Here is a 26,530-nt window from a genome sequence, read left to right on the forward strand (position 1 = left end):
CAGCTCGTCAGCCGCGGATTCACACCGCGCGTGATCAAGCAGCTCGAGGGCCACATTCGCGACATCTGTGCGCGCGTGGTCGACGACCTGATCGAAGCGGGCCGCGACGGGCAGGTCGTCGACTTCGTTCCGGTCGCGGCCGCACCTTTGCCGCTCGAGGTGATCGCCGCGCTGCTCGGAGCACCTGCCGAGGACGTCGGCAAACTCTACGACTGGTCGAACAGAATGATCGGCTGGGACGATCCGGAGTACGGCAGCACTCGGGAGGACGGCGAACTTGCTGCGGCAGAGGTCTTTCTGTATGCGAACGAGATCGCAGCGCGGCGACGTATCGAGCCCCGCGACGACATCGTCACCAAGCTCATCACTCCGGACGAGCACGGCGACACGCTTACCGAGATGGAATTCGACATGTTCTTCGTGCTCCTCGTGATCGCGGGGAACGAGACGACCCGCAACGCGATCTCCGGAGGGGTGCAGGCCTTCATGGAGCATCCCGACCAGTGGCGGCGCCTCCAGGGCGAACCGGAGCTCGTGGTGAGCGCGGTGGAAGAGATCCTGCGTTGGGTCAGCCCTGTGATCGGCTTCCGCCGTACCCCGACCTGCCCGGCGGCGATCGGGGAGCAGCCGGTGCAGCGGGGCGACAAGGTGGTGGTCTACTACCCGAGCGCCAACCGCGACGCCGACGTGTTCGACGACCCCCACGTCTTCGACATCGCGCGGGACGACAACCCGCATGTGGCATTCGGAGGTACCGGGGTGCACTTCTGTCTCGGTGCGCACCTGGCGCGCCTCGAGTTGAAGATCATGTTCGACACTCTCGCGACGCGGCTCGACCGCATCGAGCCGGCGGGGCCCGCTCGGCGTCTGCGATCGAACTTCATCAACGGAATCAAGGCCATGCCGGTACGGATCTACCCACGTCAGGGATGAATTCATGCGCGAGATGGTCGGCGACCATTGCCGGACGACAGTTGCCGTAGTAATGTCCAGACACGTGTCCAGAAATGTGAATCTCGAATCCACCCGACGTCGGCTCACCGAACGACAGGCCGACACCGTGCAGCGGCTCACGCAGGCCGCCGTCGAGGTGCTGGGAGAAGAAGGATTCGCAGGACTGACCGTCCGTATCGTCGCCGCGCGGGCAGGTGTCGCCCCCGCGACCGCCTACACGTACTTCTCGTCCAAGGAGCATCTGGTCGCGGAGGTCTTCTGGCGACGGCTCGCCGCCGCCCCCGTCGAGCTCTCCGACGAAGCGGATCGTGCCGATCGCGTGGTGGCGGTGCTGAGGGGAGTCGCGCTGCTCATGGCCGACGAACCGGAACTGGCTGCCGCCGTCACGAGCGCGTTGCTCGGTCGCGACCCCGACGTCGAGCATCTACGCGCCCGAATCGGTCTCGACATCCGCGAAAGGCTCTCCGCCGCACTCGGGGACGGCTCCGATCCCGACGAAGTCGAGGCGCTCGAGCTTCTCTATGCCGGTGCGCTCGTGCGAGCGGGAATGGGTTACGGAACATACGAAAAGCTTGCCGACAGGCTGGAAATCTCGGCCCGACTGTTATTGGAGTGATCCATGATCCAGGCTCCCTCGGAGCTCGTATCGCTCGACCCGCCGACGTTCGATCCATACGACTACGGCTTTCACGAAGATCCGTATCCGACCTATCGTCGGCTTCGCGAGGAAGCGCCGCTCTACTACAACCCCGACCTGAACTTCTGGGCGTTGTCGCGACACGCCGACGTCGTCGCCGGCTTCCGCGACAACGCGCGGTTGTCCAGTGCGAACGGTGTTTCGCTCGATCCGGCTGCGTACGGGCCCAACGCCTACAAGGTGATGTCGTTCCTTGCCATGGACGACCCGCGGCACATGCGCATGCGTCAGCTCGTCTCGAAGGGGTTCACCCCGCGCCGAGTCGCGGAACTGCAGGATCGGACTCTCGAGCTCACTCTCGGGCATCTCGAACCCGCGCTCGCCAGCGGTGAATTCGACTGGATCGGCGATTTCGCGGCCAGACTGCCGATGGACGTGATCTCCGAACTGATGGGAGTTCCCGAGGCCGACCGTGCCGAGGTCAGGAGACTCGCCGATCTCGTCGTGCATCGGGACGAGGGTGTGCTCGACGTCCCGGTCTCGGCGATGGAAGCGTCGCTGCATCTCGTCGGCTACTACGCGGACATGATCACGGAGCGCCGGAAGTCGCCGACGACCGATCTCACCTCGGCTCTGCTCGACGCCGAGATCGACGGCGACCGGCTCGACGACGACGAGATCATCGGGTTCATGTTCCTCATGGTGGTCGCCGGAAACGAAACCACCACCAAACTCCTCGGCAATGCGCTCTACTGGGGAGCTCGGAACAAGGACGAAGTGTCGCAGGTGCTTTCGGACCCGGACCGTGCGCCCGAATGGGTCGAAGAAACCCTGCGTTACGACACGTCGAGCCAGCTCGTCGCTCGCACTGCCACGGCAGATATCGACCTGCACGGCGCCACGATCCGCTCCGGCGACAAGGTGCTGTTGCTCATCGGGTCCGCCAACCGCGACTCCGAGGTGTTCGACGACGCCGACGACTTCCGCCTCGGCCGCGACATCGCAGGCAAGCTCGCGAGTTTCGGCGCGGGAGTGCACTTTTGCCTCGGAGCTCACCTCGCACGACTCGAGGCGAACATCGCACTCGAACAATTCGCGCGCCGGGTCGCCGACTACGAGATCGACTTCGACCGCACCGAACGGGTCCACTCCACCAATGTTCGCGGCTTCGCCGCCCTCCCCATGAAAGTGACGGAGCGACATGCCTAGATTCGAGCCACACCCTGCGCGCAGGCCTGCGCTCGTCAGCGGTGCCTCGTCGGGAATCGGGACGGCCACCGCATACGCGCTCGCCGAACTCGGCCATCCGGTCGCGCTTGGCGCCCGCCGGGTCGACGAGTGCCAGGCCATCGCGGAGAAGATCCGTGGCGAAGGCGGTGAGGCGTTCGCCCACCATCTCGACGTGTCGTCCACCGACTCGGTCGATGCCTTCGTCACCGCTGCGGAGGAGGCACTCGGCCCCATCGAGATCGTCGTCTCCGGCGCAGGCGACATGGACTTCTCCCTCGTCCACGAGATGGACCCGGACCGGTTCGAGTTCCAGGTGAACGTGCACCTCAACGGCACCCAACGCCTCGCGCGTCGCGTGCTCCCCGGAATGATCGAACGCAAACGAGGCGACTTCGTCGTGATCGGTTCGGACTGCGCCGACGTCCCGCGCCCACGGATGGGCGCCTACGTTGCCGCGAAGACCGGCCTCGAAGCCCTCGTCGTCCAACTGCGGATGGAACTCGAAGGAACCGGGGTCCGTGCGTCCACCGTCCGGCCCGGCCCCACTCAGACCGGTGCCGGAATGACCGCACCGGCCGAGGTCGTGGGCCCCCTCCTCGAAGACTGGGAACGCTGGGGTTTCGCTCGCCACCCGTATTTCCTCCGTGCGTCGGATATCGCCGCCGCCGCCGCGACCGTGGTGTCCGTGCCCCGCGGCGCCCACATCGTGCTCGTCGAAGTGCAGCCCGAAGCACCCTTGCGGAAGGAAGAGAAGTGACCGGACCATCCCACACGGCCGTCGCACCGCCTCGTGTCTCCGGCGGCGAACACGAACACGGACACCTCGAGGAACTGCGCACCGACCCCATCGCTCTGATGAACCGCGTGCGCGACGAATGCGGCGACGTCGGCATATTCCAACTCGCCGACAAGAAGGTCGTGCTGCTCTCGGGCGCCGAAGCCAACGAGTTCTTCTTCCGATCGTCCGACGACGACCTCGACCAGCAGGCCGCGTATCCCTTCATGACGCCGGTGTTCGGGGAGGGCGTCGTGTTCGATGCGAGCCCCGAACGGCGCAAGGAGATGCTGCACAACACGGCACTGCGCGGCGAACAGATGAGGGGGCACGCGGCGACCATCGACCGCGAGGTCCAGGACATGATTGCCGGATGGGGCGACGAGGGGGAGATCGACCTCCTCGAATTCTTCGCCGAACTGACGATCTACACGTCGTCGGCGTGCCTGATCGGCAAGAAGTTCCGCGACGAACTCGACGACCGCTTCTCGCGCCTCTACCACGATCTCGAGAAGGGCACCGACGCGCTCGCCTTCGTCGACCCCTACGCTCCGATCGAAAGCTTCCGTCGCCGCGACGAAGCCCGCCGCGGACTCGTCGAACTGGTCCAGGGAATCATGAACGGCCGGATCGCGAACCCCCCCGAGGGCAAGGAAGACCGGGACATGCTCGACGTCCTGGTGTCCATCAAGGACGAGAACGGAAACGAACGGTTCAGCGCCGACGAGATCACCGGCATCTTCATCTCGATGATGTTCGCAGGGCACCACACGACGTCCGGCACCGCGGCGTGGGCCTTGATCGAGCTGCTGCGCAACCCGCAGAACATGCAGCAGGTGACCCGTGAACTCGACGCGATCTACTCCGACGGCGCAGACGTGAGTTTCCATGCGCTACGGCAGATCCCGAATCTCGAGGCGGTACTCAAGGAGACGCTGCGGATGCACCCGCCGTTGATCCTGCTGCTTCGGGTGGCGCGCGCGGACTTCGAAGTGGCCGGCTACCGCATCGCCGAGGGCGATCTCGTGGGAGCCACCCCGGCGATCTCCAATCGCATACCCGAGGACTTCCCGAATCCCGATGTGTTCGACCCGGGTCGATACATCGACCCGAACCAGGAAGACATCGTCAACCGCTGGACCTGGATTCCGTTCGGGGCGGGCAGGCACCGGTGTGTCGGCGCAGCGTTCGCTTTGATGCAGCTCAAAGCAATCTTCTCGATACTCCTGCGCGACTTCGAGTTCGAGCTTGCCCAGCCCTCCGACACCTACCGTAACGATCACTCGAAGATGGTGGTGCAGCTCGCGCAACCGTGCGCGGTTCGGTACCGCCGGCGGGTGCGGGAAACGGAGTAATCGTGAAGATCGAAGTGGATCTCGACCTGTGCCAGGGACACGCCATGTGCGAGATGGAAGCACCCGACGTGTTCACCGTCCCCAAACACGGCACCGTGGAGGTCCTCGTCGACGAGGTCCCCGACGGCCAGCGCGACGACGTCGAAGCCGCTGTCCGCTATTGCCCCACCCAAGCGTTGCGACTGGCCCAAGACTGACGACAGGAGACGTTATGTCCACGTTCGACCGTGCTGAGCTCGACGAGATGGTTGCCCGCTGGCTCGATGCGAACAAACGCGCCGAGGCCGAGCAGGACTGGAAGCCGCTGGCCGAGATGTACACCGAGGACGCCACCTACGGGTGGAATTACGGACCCAAGGACGATTTCATGGCCGTCGGCCGTGACGAGATCCGCGAACTCGCACTCGGACAGGAGATGCGGGGATTGGAGGGGTGGGAATACCCCTACCAGCAGGTCGTCGTCGACGATCGCACGGGCGACGTGATCGGCCTGTGGAAGCAGATCGCCGATGCGAAGCGCGACAACGGTGAGCGCTACGCATTGCACGGCATCGGTGGCAGCTGGTTCCGCTACGGCGGCAATTTCCAGTGGTCGTGGCAGCGCGACTTCTTCGATTTCGGGAACGTGTCGCATCTCTTCCTCGAGATGATCACCGACGGGGCGTTGTCCGACGGCATGAACAAGCGTATCGAGCGGTCCACATCCGGCAAGCGGCTTCCCGGCTGGTACCGGGCGGGTCAGGCACCGGTGCCGCTGTGGTGACCACTGTGCGTGCCGGATCATCGTTCGAGGCGTTGTCGCGAGGGGATCTCGCAGTTCTCGTCCCCGAACTGTTGCTGTGCGGCCAGCTGATCGACCGCTCCGGGATGGCCCACCTGATCTCGGCCTTCGGACGAGAGGGGATGGCGGCCGTCGCGATCGAGGAATGGCAGGCGTCCTCGCCCTGGTACACCCGGCGCATGCAGCAGGCGCTGAAGTACGAGGGCGACGACATCGTGACGATCTTCAAGGGCCTGCAACTCGACATCGGCGCACCACCGCAGTTCATGGACTTCCGGTTCCGCGTCGACGACCGTGACCACGGCGAGTTCTGGCTCGACCACTGCGGTGCGCTCATGGACGTCGAACCACTCGGCGAGGAATACGTCACCGCGATGTGCCATGACATCGAGGACCCGACCTTCGATGCGACAGCGCTGGCGACAAACCCTTACGCGCAGGTCAGGCCGATCCACCGACCGCCACGCAGCCCCGAGGATCGGCACCCGCACTGCGCCTGGACCGTGACGATCGACCCGTCGCACGTACCGCCCGTCGTCGAACCCCACACCGAGGCATTGGGACGCACGGCGGCGAGGTCGGTCGAACTGAGTCCGATCGTCCCCGGTGGCGGTGGGCGCGACGACTATTCGGGTCCGCTGCTCTCGGACGTGCGCTTCGACGATTTCTCCCACTCCGCGCTTGTGCGTATCGCCGAAGAGGTGTGTCTCCAACAACACATGCTCACCCTCGGATTCCTGATCGGCGTCCGCAAACGCACCGATGAGGCTTCAGCGTCCACGCTTCTCCGGAAGCAACTCACCGGCATCGCCGGGCTGACATCGGAGCGGATCCGCAACGCCCTCGGACTGTCCGGAACTTTCGACGGACTCGCGAAGGTGCTCGGTATCCACCCCGTCCTCGCGCCGCAACAGTATGTCGGGAGCACCGTCGAGGCCCACGAAGATCACCTCCGGCTGCGTATCGACCGCAGTGGAGGCATCGATGTCGACGGTGGGTGGACGACCTTCATCGACGCCGATCACCTCGCACCACTCGATGCGCTCGTCCGCGGGGTCGACCCGCACTTCTCGACGCGGATGGTCGAGGACTCACCCGACGCACTCGTCGTCGACGTGATCCGAGAGGACACGCCGGCGCGTGAGTCCAAGGACGTGCAGGTCACCAGATTCAGCTCGGGCGCGGAATTCGTGTTCGCCGACCGGGGCATCCCGCTGCCACTGACGGTGCTCTGACTGGCACCGCCCCAACATAATTGAGCGAATGTATCCTTCAGTCGATCTGATCGACTGAAGGATACATTCGCTCAGTTCGGGGCCGGGGGTATCGACCTCAGTTCTTCGCTGCGGCGAGGCCCGCGCGGCGGCCGAAGAAGCTGCCGTCGCCGAGCGAGGTGCCGCTCGCATACCCCCACGCGCACACGCCCGACGTGCAGCGACCCGCCGCGAACAGCCCGGGGATCGGTTCGCCCGAGACGTGCAGGACCTCGGAGTCGACGGTGGTACGCAGACCGCCGAGGGTGAATCCGGCGGTGCAGTTGCGCAGATCCAGTGCGGCGACGGGTGTGCCGATGGGCTTGACCCATTCGGTCTTCTTGCCGAGCACCGGGTCGGAGCCGTCGGCTGCGTGCCGGTTGTACACCTCGACGGTGGACTGCAAGGTGCCTGCCGGTAGCCCCATGTCGGATTCGAGTTCCTCCACCGTCTCCGCCACCCACTTGGGCTGGAACCGGAAGTACGGGGTGGAACTCACTGTCGCACAGCCTTCTTCGTATGCTCTCTCATCGATGATCAGGTATGCCCGATTGTCGTTCTTCAGTAGGGTGAGCTGTCCGATCCGGCCGGGATAGGTGTCCTCGGGGACGTAACGCTGACCGCGGGCGTTGACGAGGATTCCTCGCGCCATCAATTGGGGGTCGCCGAAGAACGCGACTTCGGTCGCGTCCATGTGTGCCAGATCGGCGCCGAGCGCCTGCGCCATGCGGATGGCGCGACCGTCGTGTTCTTCGATGGCGGCGGCCGGGCGCCCGTTCAACTGCGGCGCATAGGTGGCGACCATGTCCTTGTTGTACGCGAAGCTTCCGGTGGCCAGCACGACACCGCGCCGGGCCCGGATGTGGATGTCCTTGCCGTACTGCTTGGCAGCGAGGCCGACGACGCGTCCGTCGCCGTCCACGATGAGTCGCTGCACGCGTACGTCGTATTCGGCTCGGACGCCGAGTTCTTCGGCGACCTGTGCCAGCGGCTCCATGAGCTTGAAGCCGCCGCCTTTCTCGCCGGTGCGCTTGTCGGTCATCTGCGGAACGTGGCCACGCGGTGCGGGCGTGGCGATCTCGTTGAACGGGGCGGAATTCTCTCCGCCGGAGTACATGAGGCCGTCGTCGCCGGGGATCTCCCATCCCGGTTCGCCCCAGAAGCTCTCCTTGAACACGACACCGTTGTCCACGAGCCAGTTGTAGTGTTCGACGCTGCCGTCGCAGTATTCCGAGATCTTCGCCTCGTCGGCTCCCGGGCCGAGGGCGGCGAGCATGAAGGTCTTCATGTTCTCGGCGGTGTCGTCGAATCCGAGCGCCTTCTGCAGCCCGGTCCCGCCGCCGAGGTAGACGATGCCGCCGGACAGTGAGGCGGCGCCGCCCCACCCGCCGGTGCGTTCGAGAACCAGGACCTCGGCGCCGCTGCGGGCGGCTTCGATGGACGCGGACACGCCTGCGATGCCGTATCCGGCGACGACAACGTCGGCCTCGTGATCCCAGGTGGCGACCCGGTCGGCGAGCAGGGGATGGACGTCGGTGCTCATGTGGTGATCCGTTTCTGATGCGGGGGTCAGGAAGTGAGGCCGAGTTTCCCGGCGAGACGGTCGATGTAGGCGACGACCTCGTCCGCGGCGCGATCGGGCAGCCCGAAGATCACTTCGGAGACACCGGCGTCGCGCCACTGGTCCAGCTGCTCGGGGTCGAGACGACCGGCGAGTGCCAGCACCTCGGGTGTGCCTGCTCGGCCCGCGTCGGCCCACATCTTGTGCAGGCGTTGCACGTGGTCGACGATGTCCTGCTCTCTGGGGGTGGTGATCCATCCGTCGGCGGAGCGGACGATCCACTCGAAGTTCCGGTCGGTGGCCCCCGCGCCGAGCAGCACAGGCGGGCGAGGCTGCTGGATCGGTTTCGGCCACGCCCAACTCGGTCCGAACGACACGAACGTGCCGTCGTAGGACGCCTCCTCTTGGGTCCACAGTGTCTGCATGGCTTCGAGATATTCGCGCAGTGCCGTGCGCTTCTTTTTCGGCGGTACCCCGTGGTCGGCGAGTTCTTCTGCATTCCAACCGAATCCGGCTCCCAGGACGACGCGGCCGCCGCTGACATGATCGAGCGTGGCGATGGTCTTCGCGAGCGTGATCGGGTCGTGCTCGAGGGGGAGTGCCACCGAGGTCCCCAGCTTGATGGTGGAAGTCACGGCTGCGGCGAGGCCGAGCGCGACCCACGGGTCGAGGGTGCGCATGTACCGGTCGTCGGGGAGGGTCTCGTTACCCGTTCCGGGGTGGGCGGATTCGCGCCGGACCGGGATGTGGGTGTGTTCGGGCACGTAGAAGCTGTCGAAGCCCGCTTCCTCCGCGGCTCTCGCGGCGGCGTCGGGTCGGATACCCCGATCGCTCGTGAACAGGGTGATTCCGTGGCGCACAGCGACCCCTCTCATCGGATGACCCAGAAAATGTAACGCGTTCTACATCTGGATGGAAGGGTTTCCGGACAGGTGTCTAGTATTTCCGGGTCGGTGAGGTCGCTCCACTATCCTGGACCTGCACTAGCGGAAGGTGACGTGATGACGGAAGAGTCGACCATGGCGGACGAGGCGCGCAAACGTCCGGTTGCTCAGTCCCCGGGGGCGGGTCTGAAGCCGGCGCAGCGTGCCCGGTATCTGAGAATCGTCGACTCTGCGAAGCAGCTCGCGTCGGAGGGCGGCTACGACGCCGTGCAGATGCGTGCCGTCGCAGACCGGTCGGGTGTCGCGCTCGGCACGGTCTACCGGTACTTCCCATCGAAGAACCAGCTGCTCGTGGTGGCGATGGTGACCCAGTTCGAGGAGGTCGGCGAGCGTTTCTCCGCCGCTGATCTACCCGGCGACACGCCCCACGAGCGGATCATGGGTGTCCTGCGCGCGTCCGTCTCGAGGCTGGAACAGGACCCGCAGCAGTACGACGCGCTCGTGCGTGCCGTGATGTTCGCCGATGCGTCGTCGGCGCCCGAGCTCGACCGGCTCGGGCATGTGCTCACCACGCTGTTCGCGAGGTCTGCCGGTATCGAGGTCGTCACCGAGGTAGTGCTCAACGCGGTGCATATTGTTGCGGATGTGTGGATGTCGAGCCTGGTTGCTTGGGCGAATGGGCGACTGAGCGCCGAAGGGGTCGTTACCCATATGGACACCGCGGTCCGATTGGTCTTCGATCGCCTCGAGCGGTTGCAGCGGGCGAGCTGAACTCACCCGCCGCAACCGTTGCGATGGTGTCAGGCGGGCACGTCGACGATGCCGATCGTGGGCAGGAAGAAGCACGACGCCTCGCCGTTCTGGACTGTGCCGAACACGGCAGCCAGGACGGTGCCCGCGCCGGTGTCGACGGGTGCGACGCGCACGCCGCCGAACGGCACGGTCTGGGCGAGGAACGCGGCAACCGCCTGCTCCGCCATGGCGCGGGCAGGGCCTGTCAGGCCTTCGGGAATTGCAGCCGATCCGGCCTCCTGGAGTGTGCCCATCGGCACCAGTCCGCCCTGGAGTGTGTTGACGTTGAACCATGCGAGCTGGATTCCGTCGGCGTTCGCGTCGTCCTCGAGTCCCATCGGGACGAAGGCGAACAGAGTCTGGGCGGGATCGACGACGTTGAGGGATCGGCCGAGGAATTCCTGATTCGGCCACGGGCCGGGGAGGGCTCCGGCCATCGCTGGGGCGATGCCGAGCGGCAGGTTGCCGTCGGACGTGCAGAACGGTGCGCCGGTGGGGAAGAGGAACGGCTCGATTCCCAAGGCGCGCAGGAATTCTGTCATTTCGTCGTACGCGCCGAGAGGGGAGCCCTCGGCTGCGTCGACGGCACTGCCACGCGCCCCGGCGACGGCCTCGGCTGCGGCGAGCGCGGCCTCGTCGGCGCCCGGTGTCGAGCGCAGCACTCCGAGTGCGGTGGCGATCGCGCTGTCGGCTGCCGGCGCGGGGATCTCGGTGGGCGCTGGGGTCTCGGCGGGTGCGGGTGCATCGACGACCGGTGGCGCGGGTGCAGGTTGTGCGGTGGCGACGGCAGGCAGTGCGAGGCCGGCTGCTACGGCGAGGGTGGCCGCGGCGGCGAGGGGGCGCATCCGGGGGCGCGTGGTCTTGCGGGTCATGGGTGCTCCTGTGCGTCAGGTCTCGACACGTCGGTCTCGAACCATCGATTCAAACACTCAGCCTCAAGTAAAGGTTGAGACTGTCGGATCCAAGGAAAGCACAAGGGCGGCGCTCCGGCCAGAGCGCCGCCCCGTGTGTTACTCAACCGACACTGTCGTCGGGAGGAAGTCTCACTCCATATCGTCGGGATGGTTACGCAGGTGGATGATGCTCGCGGTCAGGCCGCCCCACAGAGTGGCCAGGGCGAGGACCATCATCACGATCGCTGAGGTGTTCACGAATTCTCTCCCTGCTGTGTCTTGGCGAGCGTCGATGTGGAGTCCGATCGGTTCTCATCGAATTCGAACTCGGTTTCGATCCCTCGGCGCCACGGGATGAACGACATGGCGATCGCCACCACGATCACCACGATCTGCACGCCCCACCCGAAGGTCATCACGAGATCGTCGGGCAGTCCGCCGTAACCTTCGTCGATACGGTCGCGGATCTCGCTGAACAGCATGTATCCCAGGACCACCGGCGTGATCACGCCGACGAAGATCTGCCAGACCAGCCCCACCTTGAACGACGACACCGAGTTGAGGTGGTCGCGCAGTTCGGGCAGGCGACGCAGGACCCAGGCGATCACGATGATGGCCGCGAATGCGACACCCACGATGCCGAACTGATTCGCGAATCGGTCGACCACGTCGAGGGTGTTCAGGCCGGTAGTGGTGGGGAACAGGAGTATCGACACGATTGCCGCAGCGCCGCCGATCGTCAGCACCGCGGGCACCTTGCCGAGTCCGGTCTTGTCCTGGAACGCAGAGACCGTCACCTGGAGGATGCTGATCAGCGACGTGAACCCGGCGAACACGAGCGACCCGAAGAACAGCACGCCGAAAATGGGACCGCCCGGCATCTGCGACACGATCGTCGGGAACGCGATGAATGCAAGACCGATGCCGCCCGCCACTACCTCATCGACCGCGACGCCCTGCGCCTGCGCCATGAAGCCGAGCGCCGAGAACACACCGATACCCGCGAGCACCTCGAAGCTCGAGTTGGAGAAACCCACCACCAGGCCGGACCCGGTCAGGTTCGTCTTCCGCTTCAGGTACGACGAGTACGTGAGCATGATGCCGAAGGCGACGGACAGCGAGAAGAAGATCTGCGCGTAGGCCGCGATCCACACACCGGAATCGGTCAATGCCTCCCAGTTGGGTGTGAAGAATGCGTCGAGTCCCACGCTTGCACCGTCGAGCAGCAGCGCTTGGACCACGAGTGCACCGAACAGAACGACGAGCAGCGGCACGAAGATGCGGTTCGCGTTGCCGATACCGCGCTGTACACCGAGCACGAGCACGGCGAGCACGGCGATCCACACGAGAACCAGCGGCCACGCGACACCCGGCACGAAACTCAGACCGAACGACGACTCGCCGTCGACGCGCAGGAAGTCCTCCAGGAAGAACCCTTCCGGGTTGTTGCCCCATGCCTCGGTCATCGAGAAGAAGGTGTAGCAGGCGGCCCACGCGATGATCACCGCGTAGTAGACGCCGATGACGAAACAGATCAGTACCTGCCACCAACCGATGAACTCGCTGCCGCGGCTGAGCCGCCGGAACGACAGTGGCGGCGACCCTCGGAACTTGTGGCCCATTGCGTAGTCGACGAACAGCAACGGAATGCCCGCGGTGAGCAAGGCCACCAGGTAGGGGATGAGAAATGCCCCACCGCCGTTCTCGTACGCGATATACGGGAATCTCCAGATATTGCCCAGGCCGACAGCCGAGCCGATGGCGGCCATGATGAACACCGACCGGCCCGACCAGACCTCGCGCTTGTGTGCAGCTTCGTGCTGTGCCACGAACCTCGTCCCTCCACTCGTTCGATTGCGTTGACGCTAGTCCTCGCGGCGTCGAAATCGGAACAAATTCGGGATTCATGATCAGATGCGGTGACGGCGCACACCCGACCGGGTCAGTCCTGCCAGAGTTTGTCGAGGCCGGGGCCCGGGTCGTCGTCCTCTTCTTCGTGGACCCCGCGGTATCGCAGCGCGAACACGATCCACCCGACCACCGCGATGAGAAGGAAACTGATCAGGCGGTACACGAGCACGGCGGACAAGGCCTCCCCGCCCGTCATTCCGCTCGCGGTCAACGCGGGGACGAGTACCGCGTCCATCACACCGAGGCCCGCAGGCAGCAACGGGATCGCACGGCTCATGGCCGTACCGGCGGCATAGGCGACGGCGATGCCGGCGAGACTGGGCGTGCCCCCGACCGCATAGGCCGCGAACGCGAGGCATGCGCCGTCGCACACCCAGTTGAAGATCGACCAGCCGAAAGCGCGGGCGGCATGCGGACGATCGAGTTGCACGGCCCCGATCTGATCGACGATCTTCCGCCATGCCCGCGATCCCGCATCCGACGGCTTCTTCCGGAGCCGGTTGAGACCCCGCAGTGCGATCAGACCGATGGACTCGAGTGAGCCGGGGTTGCTCGCGGCGTATTGGACGAGCACCAGGAACGCGGCGAGGCCACCGACGGAGAAGATGAGCGAGAACGGGTTCGTGGTGGCACCGATGAGAAGCGCACCAACCAGTCCGAGCAGCGCAAGCCCTGCGGCCTGCAGCAGGCCTGCCATCACGAGTTGCCACGTCGCGATGACGGGGGCCGCGCCCCATTTACGCATCTGCCGATAGGTGAAGGTGGTTCCCACGACCGGTCCACCGGGCAAGGTCACACTCATCGAGTTCGAGGCGAGCGCCACCGACAGCGACTGGCGAAAGGTCACCCGCACGCCTGCTGCGGACAACAGTGCGCGTTGCACACTCGCGAAACTCGACATTTCTGCGCCCGACGCAAGGATGGCGGCGATCACCCACCACCAGTACAGGTGACCCAGGCCGCTGACACCGTCGGTCAGTTCCGGCCACACGAGGATCACCTCGACGGTGAGCACCACCACCAGCAGGACGCCGACGATCCACTTCAGGTAGCGGCGTCGTTTCGGTGTCAGCGCCGAGCCGTTGTTGTTGTCGTTGGCGTTCGGACCGGGCTCGGCCCGGTCCGTCACGTGCTCGTCTGAGGCGTGTTCGTCTCTGACATGTTCATCGCGGGTGTTGTCATCCGTCATCTACGTGCGCGGCCAGTCCGTGAGGGTCTTGCGGTACAGGTCTTCGACTTCGGTGATCCGCACGTCGAGTTCGCCGTGCCATCCGCTCACATCGATGGGATCGAGCACCGCGACGTCGACGGTGCCCGATCTGAGCAGGGTCGAGTGCTTCCACAGCATCTCCCCGGCATTGCGGATCACCACGGGAACGATCGGGACCCGAGCCTCCATTGCGATGCGGAATGCGCCCTTCTTGAAGCGTCCGATCTGCGGTGTCAGGGAGCGCGTGCCTTCCGGTGCGATGATGACCGAGGTGCCTTGTCGCAGGGTGTCGACCACTGGTGCGAGTGCTTCCACGGCGCGTTCGGTGTTGCCCCGATCGACGAAGGTGGCACCGACGAATCGGAGCAGCGGACCGAACAGCGGGTCGTTCGCCATTTCCTTTTTCGCAACGCCGGTGAAGCCGTGTCGCAGTACTTTCGCAAGGACCATCGGGTCGAGCTGACTCTGATGGTTGAAGATGAACACGGCGGGTCGATGCTCCCACGCGTTGGCTTCGCCGCGTACCCGCACGTCGATACCCGCGAGTGCGAGCGAGACGTCGGGCATGATATTGGTGATCGAGTCGAGCGCGACCTTGTGGCTGCGGTTGATCAGCCCGAGCCCGAGCCCTGTCGAGACGGAACCGACGATGCCGCTGTACGCGGCGGCGGTACGGACCACTTCCCTCACCCCGGGAGTGCCCCGTGGACGGAACCGCAGGATGGGCCATTCGTGTACGCGTGCGAACCGTTCGAGCGTGCCGTCGGGGTTGGTAGGAGTCGGGTTTCCGGTTGCGGCGAGGAACTCTGCGTCCTCGCCACCGTTGGAATAGGTGTAGCTGTGCGCACCGTCGATACCGTGTTCTTCCATGAATGCACGAGTGGCAGCGAATTTTCCGCTGCGCCACAACGACTTTCCGTCGACCCGTCCGGTCAGGACACCGTCGACGACCTCGAGTGGGGTGAACAGCACATGCTCGACACCGAGTGCGTCGGCGGCGGCCTGGATCTGGTAGCGCGACGCCGACGACGCGATCACGACGGTATGGCCTGCGTTCTGGTGAGCTCCGATGAGTTGCCACGCCTCCGGGTACAGATGACCGGCGATCGTGGACATGAACAGGCGTTGCCCGATCTCGTACAGTTCCTCTTCGGTGTGACCCCGCCATGCCTTGAACGCAACCGCAACGAAACGTTCGAAATCGGCTTCACTGTCGGTTCCGCGGAGACCGTTGACCATGGTCGAAGCGAGTTCGGCCGCGGTGACCTTGCCGGCGAGGAGCCGGTCGCGGAAGAAGTGCAGACCGGAGAAGCCGTGCACGATGGTGCCGTCGAAGTCGAAGAACGCCCCCACTTCGGGGCCCTGTCGCCCCGTGTGTACCCGGTGTAGCGCCTGGTCGATGTTCAGCACCTGCTCGATGTTCAACGATCCGCCTTCCTGTTCGACACGTCGAGCGACTCGGCCAACGCGACCCGATCACCGACGGCCAGCAGCTGCGACGCGAACGCGTGCCGCCTCTCGGTGACCGTGTGGTCGCCTCGGTCGAGCAACCCGCGGTTGCGTGCCAGCTCCAAAGCTGTCGCGAACAGTTCCGAGGATACGGATTCCGAACCGTACAGCCGCCCTTGCAGCAGCATCTGCCTGCCGACCGCGACACACTCGTCGAGGAATGCTGCGCTGTCGACCTCGAGCGTAGGATCTCGCCGCGCCAGCCGCTCGGCGACGACGAGCTGCGCGTCGAAGAACGAGCGCAGCGTGCGATGCGACATGAAAAGACCTGTCTCGATCAGCGCGTTGAGCGCCCGGCCCTCGGTGGGCAGCGGGGTTCCCCACTCCCATTCGGGCACGAGGAGCTCGACTTCCTTCTGCAGTTCCGATTCGAAGGTATCGCGGTCGGGGAAGAAGAACTCGAACTTGAGCAGGTCACGCAGGTTCTTCGCTTCGTACCACGCCGCGCGCACCGGGTTGTCGCTCGGGTGTTCGTGCACGAACAGGATGGCCAGCTCGATGATCGAGCGGTTGACGAACCAGTGGATACCGCTGTTGCGATAGAACGCGGCGACGAGATGCTGGCCCGGTTGGATCGAATACACCGCCTCGTCGCCTCCGGTGTACGTCGTCACGACGCCTGCGTCGGTCAGTGCTGCGAGGACCCGGGCGAGACCGCCCTCGCGATCGAGAAGTCCTACCTCGCCCTGGGGTGCGTCGCGGGCATCGAGGTAGGCCCGGACCGGCGCGATGACGGCTCGTACCTCGTCGAGCGTCAATGCCCGGTCGCGGACGCCGAGCAGGGCGAGGGTGACGAGGCTGTTCACGGTGACCGGTGTGTTGCGGTTGATGCCGACCGCCACTTCGAACGCCACCTTCTGCATGGCCCTGCGTCGCAGGCTCTCCCCGGCTGCAGAATCATCGGTGTCCGGGGAGCCCGACAGATCAGGATCGCCGCCCGCCGCGAGTTGTGCTCGCATCGACAACGGTGTGCCGAACCGTACGTAGACATTGCCTGCGGTGCGCTGCTGGCTGCGGGCGTAACTCGCCAGCCACCTCAATCCTTCGGGTCTCTTCGGGGCGCCGGTCTGTTCGGCTGCCACGGCCGCGACCTCGGCGAGACCTTCGTAGGTGATCGACACCGGTACCAGCATCGCGTCGTCGACCCGCCCACCGCGGATGGCGTTGGCGACGTAGTTGAGAAGGCCGTAACGCGGTCTGCGGAGCTTGCCGGTACGGGTCCGGCCACCTTCGAAGTACCACTCGAGATTGAACCGCTTGCTCAGCAGAAACGCGAAGTACTCCTGCAACGCCGCTTTGTACACGGTGTCGTCGCCGAAGCTCCGGCGGATGAAGACGGTGCCTGTGCGACGCGCGATCGGGCCGAGCGGCCAGAACGTGAGATTCGCACCTCCCATCAGGTGATTTCCGGGAAAGTCGTGGCCGGCCAGAATGTCGCCGAGGACGAGCGCATCGGCATACGACCGGTGGGACGGCAGAAACACCAGCGGATGCGTGCGGTTGAGTTCGCGCAGCGATTCCAACCCTGAGTCGTCCGCGTGCACGGTCCACGCCGATGTGTGCAGTGGCCGCATGGCCTGTGTGAAGAGGTCGGTGACCAGGCGCGACTGCACCGCGACGAGTTCGCCGAGCGCGCTGCGGGCTCGTGCGTCGACCTCGTCGCGGGGGAGGTGTTCCTCGGTGGCGATGGTGTCGAGACGCTGACGGAACGACGATGAATCCATGATCTGTTCGGCGACGAGCCTGGGCACCTTGTACCGATCGCCTATGACGGCGCGCTCGGCGCGCTCGAGCGCAACCACCGCGCGACGCGTGACATATCGCGCGAACGACGCCGCCTCCGGAACCCGGCCGGGTTCGGACTCGGCGAACTGCTCACGAAGATCGTCCAGGTGCGCGGGTGCCGCCACCACGATGCGATACCGGTCGGACGATCTGCCGACGAGCCACTTCTGGATCAGCGTGTTGGGGTTTCGGGGGTTGGTCAGTGCGAGCACATCGGAAAAGCGTGCGCGGCGGGCGCCGTCTCGTTCTGCCGGGAGCCACGCCACGCGGACGGGAAGGAGGAGAGGATTGCTGTCCCGGTCGGCAAGGCGGGTGGTGAGGATTCGTGAGTCGAGGTCCAGAACATCGGGCCGACCGGAAGTGCGGTATCCGGCGGGTGCATCCTTCGAACGGCACCAGCGGTCCAGCAGGTCTCGTTCGATCTGTGTCCTCGCCGCGGCGAGGATCACGACTTCGCTCTCCCCGATGTCGGGAAGGTGCCTTCCGTCGCTTTTCATGGTCCCCCTGTCCGATGTTCGCTGGACAGCAAAACTACCGCTTTCGGGCTGTGGGCTCCGGCGCAACGGCGCAAGTCATTGCCGCACTTGGACGCGCGAACCGCGCGAGATGCGGGCACAGTAGGGAAGAGAACGGTCGCAGAACAACACGAGGGGTGCACGGTGAACGGGGAAGCGGAGGCTGCATACGCGCTGATGCGCGAAACTCACAGTTCGGTGGTGTTCTTCGTCGGTGATCGCGTGCACAAGATGAAGAAGCCGCTCGACCTGGGCTTTCTCGACAACCGCACCCGTGCTGCTCGGGAGTGGATCTGCCATCGAGAGGTGGAACTCAATCGGCGCCTCGCCCCGGACGTGTATCTCGGTGTGGCCGACATGCACGATCCGGACGGTGAGGTCTGTGAGCACTTCGTCGTCATGAAGCGGCTACCCGACGATCGGCGTATGGCGGCATTGATCGACCGGGGTGTGGACGTCGGTGCTGCCGTCGAAGATGTGGCGCGTCAGATAGCGGCGCTGCACGCGGCGTCGCTGCACGACCCGGCCATCGATCGGTGCGCGACTGCGGAATTCGTTACCGGACTGTGGCAGCTCAGTCTCGATCATCTCGACGGTCTGCGGATCGGTCGGGAGGCCGGACCCGTTCTGGCTCGGATTCGCGCTGCAGCCGAGCGTTATGTACACGGGCGTACGGCATTGTTCGACGAGCGGATCGCGGCCGGCCGGGCGGTCGACGGGCACGGAGACATGCTCTGCGACGACATCTTCTGCTTGGACGACGGCCCTCGCATCATCGACTGCCTCGAGTTCGACGACGAACTCCGCTATGGAGATGCGACGCTCGATCTTGCCTTCCTGGCAATGGATTTCGAGCGTCTCGGTGCGCTCGACGCAGCGCGCACGTTGCTCGATACGTACGCCGCGCAATCGAGCGATCATCCGCCCGCATCGCTCGTGCACCACTACATCGCCTATCGAGCCTTGGTGCGCGCCAAGGTGACTGCGTTACGCCACGAGCAGGGCGACGCTCCCTCGGGTGAAGCCGCTCTCTCCTTCCTCACACAGGCCGAACGCAACCTGGACCGGGGGAGGGTTCGGCTCGTGCTCGTGGGTGGTGTTGCGGCGACAGGGAAATCGACGCTGTCGCGGGTGACCGGCAACCATCTCCGTGCGACCGTTCTGCGAAGTGATGTGATCCGCAAGGAACTCGCCGGTATGGCACCGACCGATCGCACCGGGGACGGCGTCGATGTCGGTTTGTACTCCGCGGACAGCACCGACGCCACGTACCGGGAGTTGTGCCGCCGGGCCGCCGAGTTGCTCGCGCGCGGTGAGTCGGTGGTGCTCGACGCGACATGGTTGTCGGAGCAGCGCCGTGGTGCAGCGCGTGAGGTCGCCACCTCGACGAACGCAGACCTGATCGAAATCGAATGCACAGCAGATCAAGCGGTATTGGTGCAGCGCATCGAATCTCGCATCACACGCGGCGACGACGCATCCGACGCGACACCCGCGGTGCTCGACGAACAGCTGCGTCGACGCGACGACTGGCCGGGCGCCGTGATCCTCGACACTACCGAGGGAGCATCACCCGACACCGGTTGGCTCGAACGGGAACTCGGACTCGGGCCGTGGTGAGGTGAGGCTGGCCGAGCTATCGGAAGCGGTCTGCGAGTCCTACTCTGGTGACCATGCCGTTACAGGAGTCCGTGTCGCATCATGCCGCAGAACCGCACGGTAGTGGCCTGGCCACCAAACTGAACTGGTTGCGGGCCGGGATTCTCGGCGCGAACGACGGCATCGTCTCGACCGCCGGCCTGGTCGTCGGCATTGCCGCCGCCACCACCGACAAGTCGACGATCCTCGTGGCCGGTGTGGCAGGACTGGCCGCGGGTGCGGTCTCGATGGCGTTGGGGGAGTACGTGTCGGTGAGCGCCCAGCGCGACACCGAACGAGCTGCCTTGCGGACCGAACGTCGAGAGCTGGCAGCGATGCCCGAAGCCGAACTCGCGGAACTGACCGGCCTACTCGAAGGCAAGGGACTGTCGAACGCCACTGCGCGTTCGGCGGCGGAGGAACTGACCGCCCGCAACGCTCTCCGGGCCCACGCGGAGATCGAGCTGGGGATCGATCCGACGGAGCTCGCGAACCCGTGGGTCGCGGCCCTGTCGTCCGCTGTCGCATTCACGCTCGGGGCGTTGGCACCGCTTCTGATGATTGTGCTCGTGGCCGAACCCGTCCGGATACCGGTGACGTTCGTTGCGGTGTTGCTCGCGCTTGCCGCGACCGGATCGGTCGGTGCCCGGCTGGGCGGCGCGCGACGGGGACGCGCGGTAGGACGCGTGGTGCTCGGCGGTGCACTCGCCATGGCGGCGACCTACGGGCTCGGTGCTGCATTCGGCGTCGCGATCTGAGGGCCGTGAACAGGGAACGCGATCAGAGGACGAGCGCGAGGCCCACGCCCCGCGGTGGGACGTGGGCCTCGCAGCATGCCGGTACTTCGGTCAGGGCCTGCGCGCGACCAGAACCGGGCAGGGCGCGTTGTGCAGCAGATTCTGGCTGGTGGAGCCGAGCAGGGCAGCAGCGAACTGGCCGCGGCCGTGGCTGCCGACGACGGCGAGCTGCGCGTCTTTCAGGTGGGAGAGCAGGACCTTGGAGGCAGGCCCGCGGTCGATGACGCGTCGGACTTCGACGTCCGGGTAGTTGTCCTGCAGGCCCGCGAGGGATTCGGCGAGCACGGCAGACTCCGACTCCGCGACGGCATCCCAGTCGACCAGCGCGGCGGTGGCGCCGACCCCGAGCGCGGCGTCGCCGATCCACGAGTGCAGAGCCACGAGCGGCGCACCGAGGGTCTGTGCGTACTGGAACGCGTAATCCACTGCCGCAGCAGAGAGTTCGCTTCCGTCAACGCCCACGACGATGGGCTTGTCATCGGGGAGTGGGTTCACTGTGTCACCGCGCCACACCACAACCGGGCACGGTGCGTGGTTGGAGACTCGGACGACGGTCGAGCCGAGCAGGAAGTTTTCGACCTTGCCCGCACCCGTCGCCCCGAGGACGAGGACGCTCGCATCGTCGGCTGCCTCGAGAAGGGAGGTGGCAGCCGGTCCGGGGCCGATGAAGCTCTGCACCTCGAGGCCGGGGTTGTCGGCGCGAACGAGATCGGCGACGTTGGAGAGAACCTGCTTGCCGTCCTTCTCGAGCTGTTCGACCATCTGGGATTGGATCAGGACGGCAGCTTCGCTGTAGAAGATTCCCTCGCTGGGCAGCGAATGAACGAGGTGGAGGGGCGCCTCGAGGCGTGCGGCGAGTGCGCCTGCCCACCGGGCGGCTGCCGCAGCGGTCTCGGAACCGTCGACACCTGCGACGACGGCCTTGCGGGTGCTCGATGTGCTCATCGATGTCTCCTTCACTTGTACGGCGACCTGTGGGGACGGGCGACCGATCGGCTACGGATGTCACGTTACGCCATACGAATCCGGCGCATACCTGGGAATGTCGGCATCTCGGGCCAGGGTCGTAGGTCCCGAATCATCGCCAGAGTGTGCGCGCCGACTTGTACGCCTTCTTCCACGCCGACTCGAGGTGCACGGCCTGTTGGGCCCCGATCTCGGCTTCGAGTCGGTGCAGAACACCGAGTCCGAAGCTCGACTCGGCGGAGTGCCCTTGTTCGGATGCCAGGTCGAGCAGATGGTCGCGGGCCACCACGGAGTCCTGGAACTCACCGAGCAGATCCTGGAACTCGTCGAACCTGTCGAGTGCGTGCTCGGCGCGCTTCGGGTGCAGCGGCGCAATCACCTCGATCGCGTAGCGGAGTCGCTTCGAGCCCTTGCGGGCGCGGTGCATCCGCTCGTCACGCTCGGCGTCGTCGGGTGCTTCGGCCACCCGGTTCACCCGCTTCGACACCTTCTTCGCGAGACTCTCGATCGACCCGGCGAGTTTCGCGGGCTTGGGCCGGTGTCGCTTGTCGCGCTTCTGCGGAGTGGAGGACAGCTCGCCGATCAGTGTGTCGAGGCTGTCGACCATCGCCAGATACCGGTCGGAATCGAGAGTTGTGATCGCTTCGGCCCGCGCGGCAACGGATTTGGCTGTGAAGTACTCGTCGATGCGCGCACGCGTGGCCTCGCGGAACTGCTCGACATCGATTTCCGCGACCCGATCGACGAGTCGTTCGTGCTGAACCTCGAGATCGCGGGACGGGCTCAGACACCTTCCGAGCCAGCGTAGTTCCTCGACGAGTGCGGTGTCGATCGCGAAATCGGCGGCGTAGGTCTGCAGGGCGCTGCGGATGCGGCGGGCGGCCTTGCGCATGCTGTGCACGGCATCGGGTGCGTCGCGGCGCACTGCGATGTCGGACATGAGGAGCGTCTGTCGCTCTCGGGCGAGGTAGTCGCGCAGATAGCCCGCAGTGCCGCGAATGTGTTCGGGATCGGGGATGAGATCGCCGAGTACCCGATGCACTTTCGACGGACTCGGGGAGCGCGTGATGCCCTCGGCATCGAGGAGTTCTTCGACGGCATCCAGGATCGAGGCGTCTGCGCCAGGGCCGAGTTCGACTTCGATCTCCCGCCACTGTGGTTCGGCATCGTCGATACTGCGGATCGCGATCACATCGTCGACGACCACTTCGGCGAGCAGCGCACCGTCGCTTCCGCGGAGCCGATGTCGATGCCGCCGGGTGTTCAACAACGCCGCGAGAGCGACGGGGCGGTTCCGGCGAACACCGCGGAGCAGCCCCAGTAGTGCATCGGGAACGACGTCGGAGGGGCCGTCGGTGGCGAACGGGTGATGCAACTCGGTGCGGGTATCGCTCCCGGCGGGAAGTTTCGAATGCCAGCCGGCGTCGTCCCCACCTTCACGCCGGCGGAGGGTGATCTTCGACCGCAGCAATTTCAGGTCGGAGGTGTCGAAGTATTGGGCGGACAGGTCGACTGCGTCGACGTCCACCGATGCCACTCCTGCGATTTCGGACAGATCGGGCAACTTCTGGTCGGGTGCCGCCGAGTACTTGCGTTCGGTCTCTTCAGAAGTCGATGTCGTCGATTTCGCCGGTGCCATGGTTCTCCTGTTTCCCGAGTGTTCCCTGCACAACTCTGCCATCGAGTTCCCGAAATGTCGCGAGTGCGAGATGTGAGCCACGACGAAAGTTGCGCAAAGGGCACTTGGACTCTGGTCTTCTGCCCGTATCCGGGTGATCATGGGGAAACGCGGGTCTCCGGAGGGTGAGAATGAGGATTTTGGTGGCGGTGGCGAGCAAGCACGGCTCCACCGCGGAACTCGCGACGGCATTGGCCGCCGGCATGCGTCATCACGGCGCCGACGTCGATGTCCGCTCGCCTGGCGCAGTAGCGAGCGTCGCCGCCTACGACGTGGTGATCGTGGGTAGCGCTGTCTATCGCAATCGGTGGTTGCGCGCGGCCCGGGATTTCATCGACGAGCACGCCGAGGCGCTGCAAGGTCGGGAGGTCTTCCTCTTCTCGTCCGGCCCTATCGCGGAGCAGGATCGCCCTGTGAACAATCACTACGACGTTGCGCCCGTGATGGCGCGTACCGGTGCCCTCGAGCACCGGATGTTCGCCGGTAAGATCGATCCCGCCGTACTCGGTGCCGGTGAGCGTGTGGTCGTGCGGATGACCGGTGCTCAGCTCGGAGACTTCCGCGATTGGGATGCGGTCGGTTCGTGGGCATCGGAGATCGTCGACCGCGTGTCGGATCGCACCGGGGCGCGAGTGCCGACCGAGCAGACCTATTAGCCAGGCCTATTGGTTCGGCCGCAGGACTGCTTCAGCTGCTGGGGTTGCGGTAGTGCTCGGCGAGTTCCTCCGCGCGATCCCACATCGACCAATCGACCGCCCTGCCGTCGAGCTGGGCCTCGACGACCTCGAACCCGGCATGCCAGCCTGCTCCGTGCGCGTACGCGTCGTCCTCGGTGTCGGTGGTGTGTGTGAGGGTGAGCCAGCATCCGCCGGAGCCGTCGGGCGTCAGCTCCCAGTGCAGGACATCGGAGTCCCACATGAGCTCGAGAATCCGTCCGCGTTGCACGACGAGGACCGAACCGCTCGCCGTGTGTCCGGACGGGAGACCGAAGCGGCGCACCTGTTCGTCGGTGGTGCGGAACTGCAGTTGTGCACCCGGAGTGAGGTCCCAGTCGACCGACGCGGGAAACCAGGCCTCGAGGTGCCGAGGGTCGGTGATGACGCTCCACACCTTCTCCGGAGCATGGGGGAACTCGCGTTCGAAGCGCAGGGCCACTCGGCCGTCATAGGTACGGGAAATGCTGCCGAGATTCATGGATCCTCCAAGACGAGAAGCCCGTGCGGTGAACGGGGTCAAGGGGTGCTGTGATCCCATGCTCCCAGGTTTCTGCGGCTTGTGAAGCGGGTCGACCGACCCGTGATCGGATCGTCGAATTCGATCGAGCGCGCGAGTAGTTGGAGCGGTGATGAATAGTCGTCGCGTGCAACGTCGTACACGTGTGGATAGAGAGGGTCGCCCATGATGGGAATGCCCGTGGAGTTCATGTGTACGCGCAATTGATGCGTCTTTCCGGTCCTCGGTAACAGTCGGTACCACGCACGTTCGTCGCGGACTTCGTGCACGTCGATGCGGGTGACAGCGTTGACCTCCCCCGAGACTTCACGCGCCTGGAGCACTCCGCGTTCCTTCACGATGCGGCTGCGCACGTCGAGGGGGAACCGGACGTGCGGCGCGGCCGGAGCCACGGCTTCGTACTCCTTCTCGACCATGCGTCGGTCGAAGAGCATCTGATACGCGCGGCGTGCCTCACGTCGGACCGTGAAGACCAGCACTCCGGCGGTGAGTCGGTCGAGTCGGTGGGCAGGTGTCAGTTCGGGAAGGTCGAGTTCGCGGCGCAGCCGGACGAGCGCGGTTTCCGCGACCCACGAACCCCGGGGTGTGGTGGGTAGAAAGTGAGGTTTGTCGACGACGAGCAGATTGTCGTCACGATGGAGAATGTCGATTTCGAACGGCACGCGTGCCTCGGTCGGCGGATCGCGATAGAGGAACACGAACGTGCGCGGGACGTAGGGACTGGTATGTGAGATCACAGTTCCGTCACCTGCAAGAACCTCACCGGAGTCGATCTTCTCTTCGATCCGTGCAATGTCATCGGGGAAGCGGGCGCACAGATACTCCGCCACCGTCTCCGACATGCAGTTTTCCGGGAGTCGCAGGCGGGTAGGGTTCAATCCGTCTCGCACGGGCAGGGGAGCATCAGGCACGTGAAGATACGGTAGCGGCCGAGATGTGGATTTCGGTTTCGGCTTTGCAGGATAACGATTGTGTGCAAGCCTGCTAAGGTCCCGCGTCCGCTTATATCGTGTGACGAGAGTGATTTCTGGGGAAACTGTTTAAAGGAGAGTTTGGTGTGACGAATCCGTCCGATATCGGAACGAGACGGGGAGCGCGCGCCCTGGTGCGTCTGCTCGTGGCAGCCATTGTGGTTCCGCTCGCGCTCGTCTTCGCAGGCGTCGGCGCCGGCACTGCGTCGGCCGATCCCTACACCCGATTCTCTGAAGACTGGGTTGCAGCACCCGGTGGCGTCGGTCAGATCAAGGTGCGCATCTGGCACGCGAACAACGGCAGCAACAAGGCCGTGTATCTGCTCGACGGGCTGCGCGCCACCGACGACGTCAGCGGCTGGGAGCACGAGACCAACGCCGCATGGCTCGCCGACAACGGCATCAACGTCGTGATGCCTGTGGGTGGACAGTCGAGCTTCTACGCCGATTGGTACTCGCCGAGCAACTTCAACGGCCAGCAGTACACGTACAAGTGGGAATCGTTCCTCACGGAGAACCTGCCCGATCACCTCGCCAACGCGTACGGCATCTCCCGCAGCAACAACGCGGTCGTCGGACTGTCGATGGGCGGTAACGCCGCACTGATCCTGGCTGCCTACCACCGCGACCAGTTCGGCTTCGCAGGCTCGCTGTCCGGGTACCTGAACCTGTCCGCGCCCGGTATGCGCGAAGCGATCCGTATCGCCATGCTCGACGCAGGCGGATTCAACTCCGACGCCATGTGGGGCCCGCCGTGGAACTCCGCGTGGCTGCGCCACGACCCGTTCGTTGCGGCACCGAACCTGCGCGGTCTGCCGATGTGGATTGCCGCCTCGAGTGGCCTTCCCGGGGAACACGACCGCCCGAATTCTGCGATCGGCGTGTTCAACACCGCCAACGCCATGGGCCTCGAGGCGCTGGCGCTCGCGCAGAACCGCGCATTCCAGGTCCGCCTGGCCACGCTCGGTATCGACTCCGCGCACTTCTCCTTCCCCTCCACCGGCACCCACACGTGGAGCTACTGGCAGGACGAACTCTGGGAGATGCTCCCGATGATGAAGGCGTCGATTGGCGCCTGAGCCCACTGCATCACCCGTCGCGGCGGGGCACCGGGGGTTTGACCGCGGCCACCGGGGGGGTGGGGGGGCCACCGCCGCGGCGGGGGGGGGGGCGGGGGGATTATAACAAAAAGGCGGGCCCCC

25 protein-coding genes are annotated in these 26,530 nt (G+C 65.3%); 13 read left to right on the forward strand and 12 right to left on the reverse strand.

What is annotated here, in order from left to right; all coding sequences use genetic code 11:
* From ACFWB0_RS23300 to ACFWB0_RS23335, 8 genes are all read left to right on the forward strand, one after another.
* Nucleotides 1-933: cytochrome P450 (locus ACFWB0_RS23300; RefSeq protein WP_378492768.1), on the forward strand; the 933-nt coding region annotated here is incomplete at its 5' end.
* A gap of 76 nt (nucleotides 934-1,009) precedes the next feature.
* On the forward strand, nucleotides 1,010-1,570 hold the full coding sequence (locus ACFWB0_RS23305) for a TetR/AcrR family transcriptional regulator (RefSeq protein ID WP_378492789.1): 561 nt from the start codon (nucleotides 1,010-1,012) through the stop codon (nucleotides 1,568-1,570).
* A gap of 3 nt (nucleotides 1,571-1,573) precedes the next feature.
* Entirely contained in the window at nucleotides 1,574-2,800 is a 1,227-nt protein-coding gene (locus tag ACFWB0_RS23310) for a cytochrome P450 (RefSeq protein WP_378492769.1), read from the forward strand.
* Nucleotides 2,793-3,578 (forward strand): SDR family oxidoreductase, encoded by a 786-nt coding sequence (locus ACFWB0_RS23315; RefSeq protein ID WP_378492770.1) that lies wholly within the window; start codon nucleotides 2,793-2,795, stop codon nucleotides 3,576-3,578. Before ACFWB0_RS23310 ends, ACFWB0_RS23315 begins: the two co-directional genes overlap by 8 nt.
* A complete protein-coding gene (locus ACFWB0_RS23320; protein WP_378492771.1) occupies nucleotides 3,575-4,951 on the forward strand; it encodes a cytochrome P450 in 1,377 nt (458 codons plus the stop codon). The genes ACFWB0_RS23315 and ACFWB0_RS23320 overlap by 4 nt, the downstream gene beginning before the upstream one ends.
* A gap of 2 nt (nucleotides 4,952-4,953) precedes the next feature.
* Nucleotides 4,954-5,148: a ferredoxin gene (locus ACFWB0_RS23325; protein ID WP_378492772.1), complete on the forward strand. Its 195-nt coding sequence runs from the start codon at nucleotides 4,954-4,956 to the stop codon at nucleotides 5,146-5,148.
* Between the two features lie 14 nt (nucleotides 5,149-5,162).
* Nucleotides 5,163-5,714 carry a nuclear transport factor 2 family protein gene (locus ACFWB0_RS23330; RefSeq protein ID WP_378492773.1) on the forward strand — a complete coding sequence of 184 codons (552 nt, stop codon included), beginning with the start codon at nucleotides 5,163-5,165 and terminating at the stop codon, nucleotides 5,712-5,714.
* Nucleotides 5,708-6,967 carry a hypothetical protein gene (locus tag ACFWB0_RS23335; protein ID WP_378492774.1) on the forward strand — a complete coding sequence of 420 codons (1,260 nt, stop codon included), beginning with the start codon at nucleotides 5,708-5,710 and terminating at the stop codon, nucleotides 6,965-6,967. The genes ACFWB0_RS23330 and ACFWB0_RS23335 overlap by 7 nt, the downstream gene beginning before the upstream one ends.
* A 97-nt stretch (nucleotides 6,968-7,064) precedes the next feature.
* On the opposite strand, the gene ACFWB0_RS23340 is transcribed toward ACFWB0_RS23335, so the two are convergent.
* Entirely contained in the window at nucleotides 7,065-8,528 is a 1,464-nt protein-coding gene (locus ACFWB0_RS23340; RefSeq protein WP_378492775.1) for an FAD-dependent oxidoreductase, read from the reverse strand.
* 26 nt (nucleotides 8,529-8,554) lie between these two features.
* Entirely contained in the window at nucleotides 8,555-9,406 is an 852-nt protein-coding gene (locus tag ACFWB0_RS23345) for an LLM class F420-dependent oxidoreductase (RefSeq protein WP_378492790.1), read from the reverse strand.
* Nucleotides 9,407-9,547: 141 nt separating this feature from the next.
* Between ACFWB0_RS23345 and ACFWB0_RS23350 the strand changes: the two genes are divergently transcribed.
* Nucleotides 9,548-10,201: a TetR family transcriptional regulator gene (locus ACFWB0_RS23350; RefSeq protein ID WP_378492776.1), complete on the forward strand. Its 654-nt coding sequence runs from the start codon at nucleotides 9,548-9,550 to the stop codon at nucleotides 10,199-10,201.
* A gap of 29 nt (nucleotides 10,202-10,230) precedes the next feature.
* Here the strand turns inward: ACFWB0_RS23350 and ACFWB0_RS23355 are convergent, their stop codons facing one another.
* From ACFWB0_RS23355 to ACFWB0_RS23380, 6 genes are all read right to left on the reverse strand, one after another.
* Nucleotides 10,231-11,094, reverse strand: coding sequence for a hypothetical protein (locus ACFWB0_RS23355; protein ID WP_378492777.1), 864 nt, complete (start codon nucleotides 11,092-11,094; stop codon nucleotides 10,231-10,233).
* A gap of 171 nt (nucleotides 11,095-11,265) precedes the next feature.
* On the reverse strand, nucleotides 11,266-11,373 hold the full coding sequence (locus ACFWB0_RS23360) for a methionine/alanine import family NSS transporter small subunit (protein ID WP_378492778.1): 108 nt from the start codon (nucleotides 11,371-11,373) through the stop codon (nucleotides 11,266-11,268).
* Entirely contained in the window at nucleotides 11,370-12,944 is a 1,575-nt protein-coding gene (locus ACFWB0_RS23365; protein WP_378492779.1) for a sodium-dependent transporter, read from the reverse strand. Before ACFWB0_RS23365 ends, ACFWB0_RS23360 begins: the two co-directional genes overlap by 4 nt.
* Nucleotides 12,945-13,057: 113 nt before the next feature.
* Nucleotides 13,058-14,215, reverse strand: a complete 1,158-nt coding sequence (locus ACFWB0_RS23370) for a YbhN family protein (RefSeq protein ID WP_378492780.1) — start codon at nucleotides 14,213-14,215, stop codon at nucleotides 13,058-13,060.
* Complete coding sequence (locus ACFWB0_RS23375; protein ID WP_378492791.1) at nucleotides 14,216-15,643, reverse strand: HAD-IB family hydrolase; 1,428 nt, start codon at nucleotides 15,641-15,643, stop codon at nucleotides 14,216-14,218.
* A gap of 14 nt (nucleotides 15,644-15,657) precedes the next feature.
* Nucleotides 15,658-18,027, reverse strand: coding sequence for a glycerol-3-phosphate 1-O-acyltransferase (locus ACFWB0_RS23380; RefSeq protein WP_378492781.1), 2,370 nt, complete (start codon nucleotides 18,025-18,027; stop codon nucleotides 15,658-15,660).
* A 195-nt stretch (nucleotides 18,028-18,222) separates the two neighbouring features.
* Between ACFWB0_RS23380 and ACFWB0_RS23385 the strand changes: the two genes are divergently transcribed.
* The gene (locus tag ACFWB0_RS23385; RefSeq protein WP_378492792.1) at nucleotides 18,223-19,665 is read left to right on the forward strand and encodes an AAA family ATPase; all 1,443 of its coding nucleotides are present in this window, start codon (nucleotides 18,223-18,225) and stop codon (nucleotides 19,663-19,665) included.
* 53 nt (nucleotides 19,666-19,718) lie between these two features.
* The gene (locus tag ACFWB0_RS23390; protein ID WP_378492782.1) at nucleotides 19,719-20,441 is read left to right on the forward strand and encodes a VIT family protein; all 723 of its coding nucleotides are present in this window, start codon (nucleotides 19,719-19,721) and stop codon (nucleotides 20,439-20,441) included.
* 90 nt (nucleotides 20,442-20,531) lie between these two features.
* Here ACFWB0_RS23390 and ACFWB0_RS23395 read toward each other — a convergent pair whose 3' ends face one another.
* The gene (locus ACFWB0_RS23395; protein WP_378492783.1) at nucleotides 20,532-21,425 is read right to left on the reverse strand and encodes a universal stress protein; all 894 of its coding nucleotides are present in this window, start codon (nucleotides 21,423-21,425) and stop codon (nucleotides 20,532-20,534) included.
* 133 nt (nucleotides 21,426-21,558) lie between these two features.
* Nucleotides 21,559-23,085 carry a CHAD domain-containing protein gene (locus ACFWB0_RS23400; RefSeq protein WP_378492784.1) on the reverse strand — a complete coding sequence of 509 codons (1,527 nt, stop codon included), beginning with the start codon at nucleotides 23,083-23,085 and terminating at the stop codon, nucleotides 21,559-21,561.
* A gap of 170 nt (nucleotides 23,086-23,255) precedes the next feature.
* On the opposite strand from ACFWB0_RS23400, the gene ACFWB0_RS23405 reads away from it, so the two are divergent.
* Nucleotides 23,256-23,780: a flavodoxin domain-containing protein gene (locus ACFWB0_RS23405; RefSeq protein ID WP_378492785.1), complete on the forward strand. Its 525-nt coding sequence runs from the start codon at nucleotides 23,256-23,258 to the stop codon at nucleotides 23,778-23,780.
* 31 nt (nucleotides 23,781-23,811) lie between these two features.
* Here the strand turns inward: ACFWB0_RS23405 and ACFWB0_RS23410 are convergent, their stop codons facing one another.
* Nucleotides 23,812-24,318 (reverse strand): SRPBCC domain-containing protein, encoded by a 507-nt coding sequence (locus ACFWB0_RS23410; protein ID WP_378492786.1) that lies wholly within the window; start codon nucleotides 24,316-24,318, stop codon nucleotides 23,812-23,814.
* Nucleotides 24,319-24,356: 38 nt separating this feature from the next.
* Nucleotides 24,357-25,268 (reverse strand): pseudouridine synthase, encoded by a 912-nt coding sequence (locus tag ACFWB0_RS23415; RefSeq protein WP_378492787.1) that lies wholly within the window; start codon nucleotides 25,266-25,268, stop codon nucleotides 24,357-24,359.
* A 146-nt stretch (nucleotides 25,269-25,414) separates the two neighbouring features.
* On the opposite strand from ACFWB0_RS23415, the gene ACFWB0_RS23420 reads away from it, so the two are divergent.
* On the forward strand, nucleotides 25,415-26,407 hold the full coding sequence (locus ACFWB0_RS23420) for an alpha/beta hydrolase (RefSeq protein ID WP_378492788.1): 993 nt from the start codon (nucleotides 25,415-25,417) through the stop codon (nucleotides 26,405-26,407).
* Nucleotides 26,408-26,530: the final 123 nt, after the last annotated feature.

This window comes from Rhodococcus sp. NPDC060086 (genome assembly GCF_042730275.1).
Lineage (GTDB): Bacteria > Actinomycetota > Actinomycetes > Mycobacteriales > Mycobacteriaceae > Rhodococcus.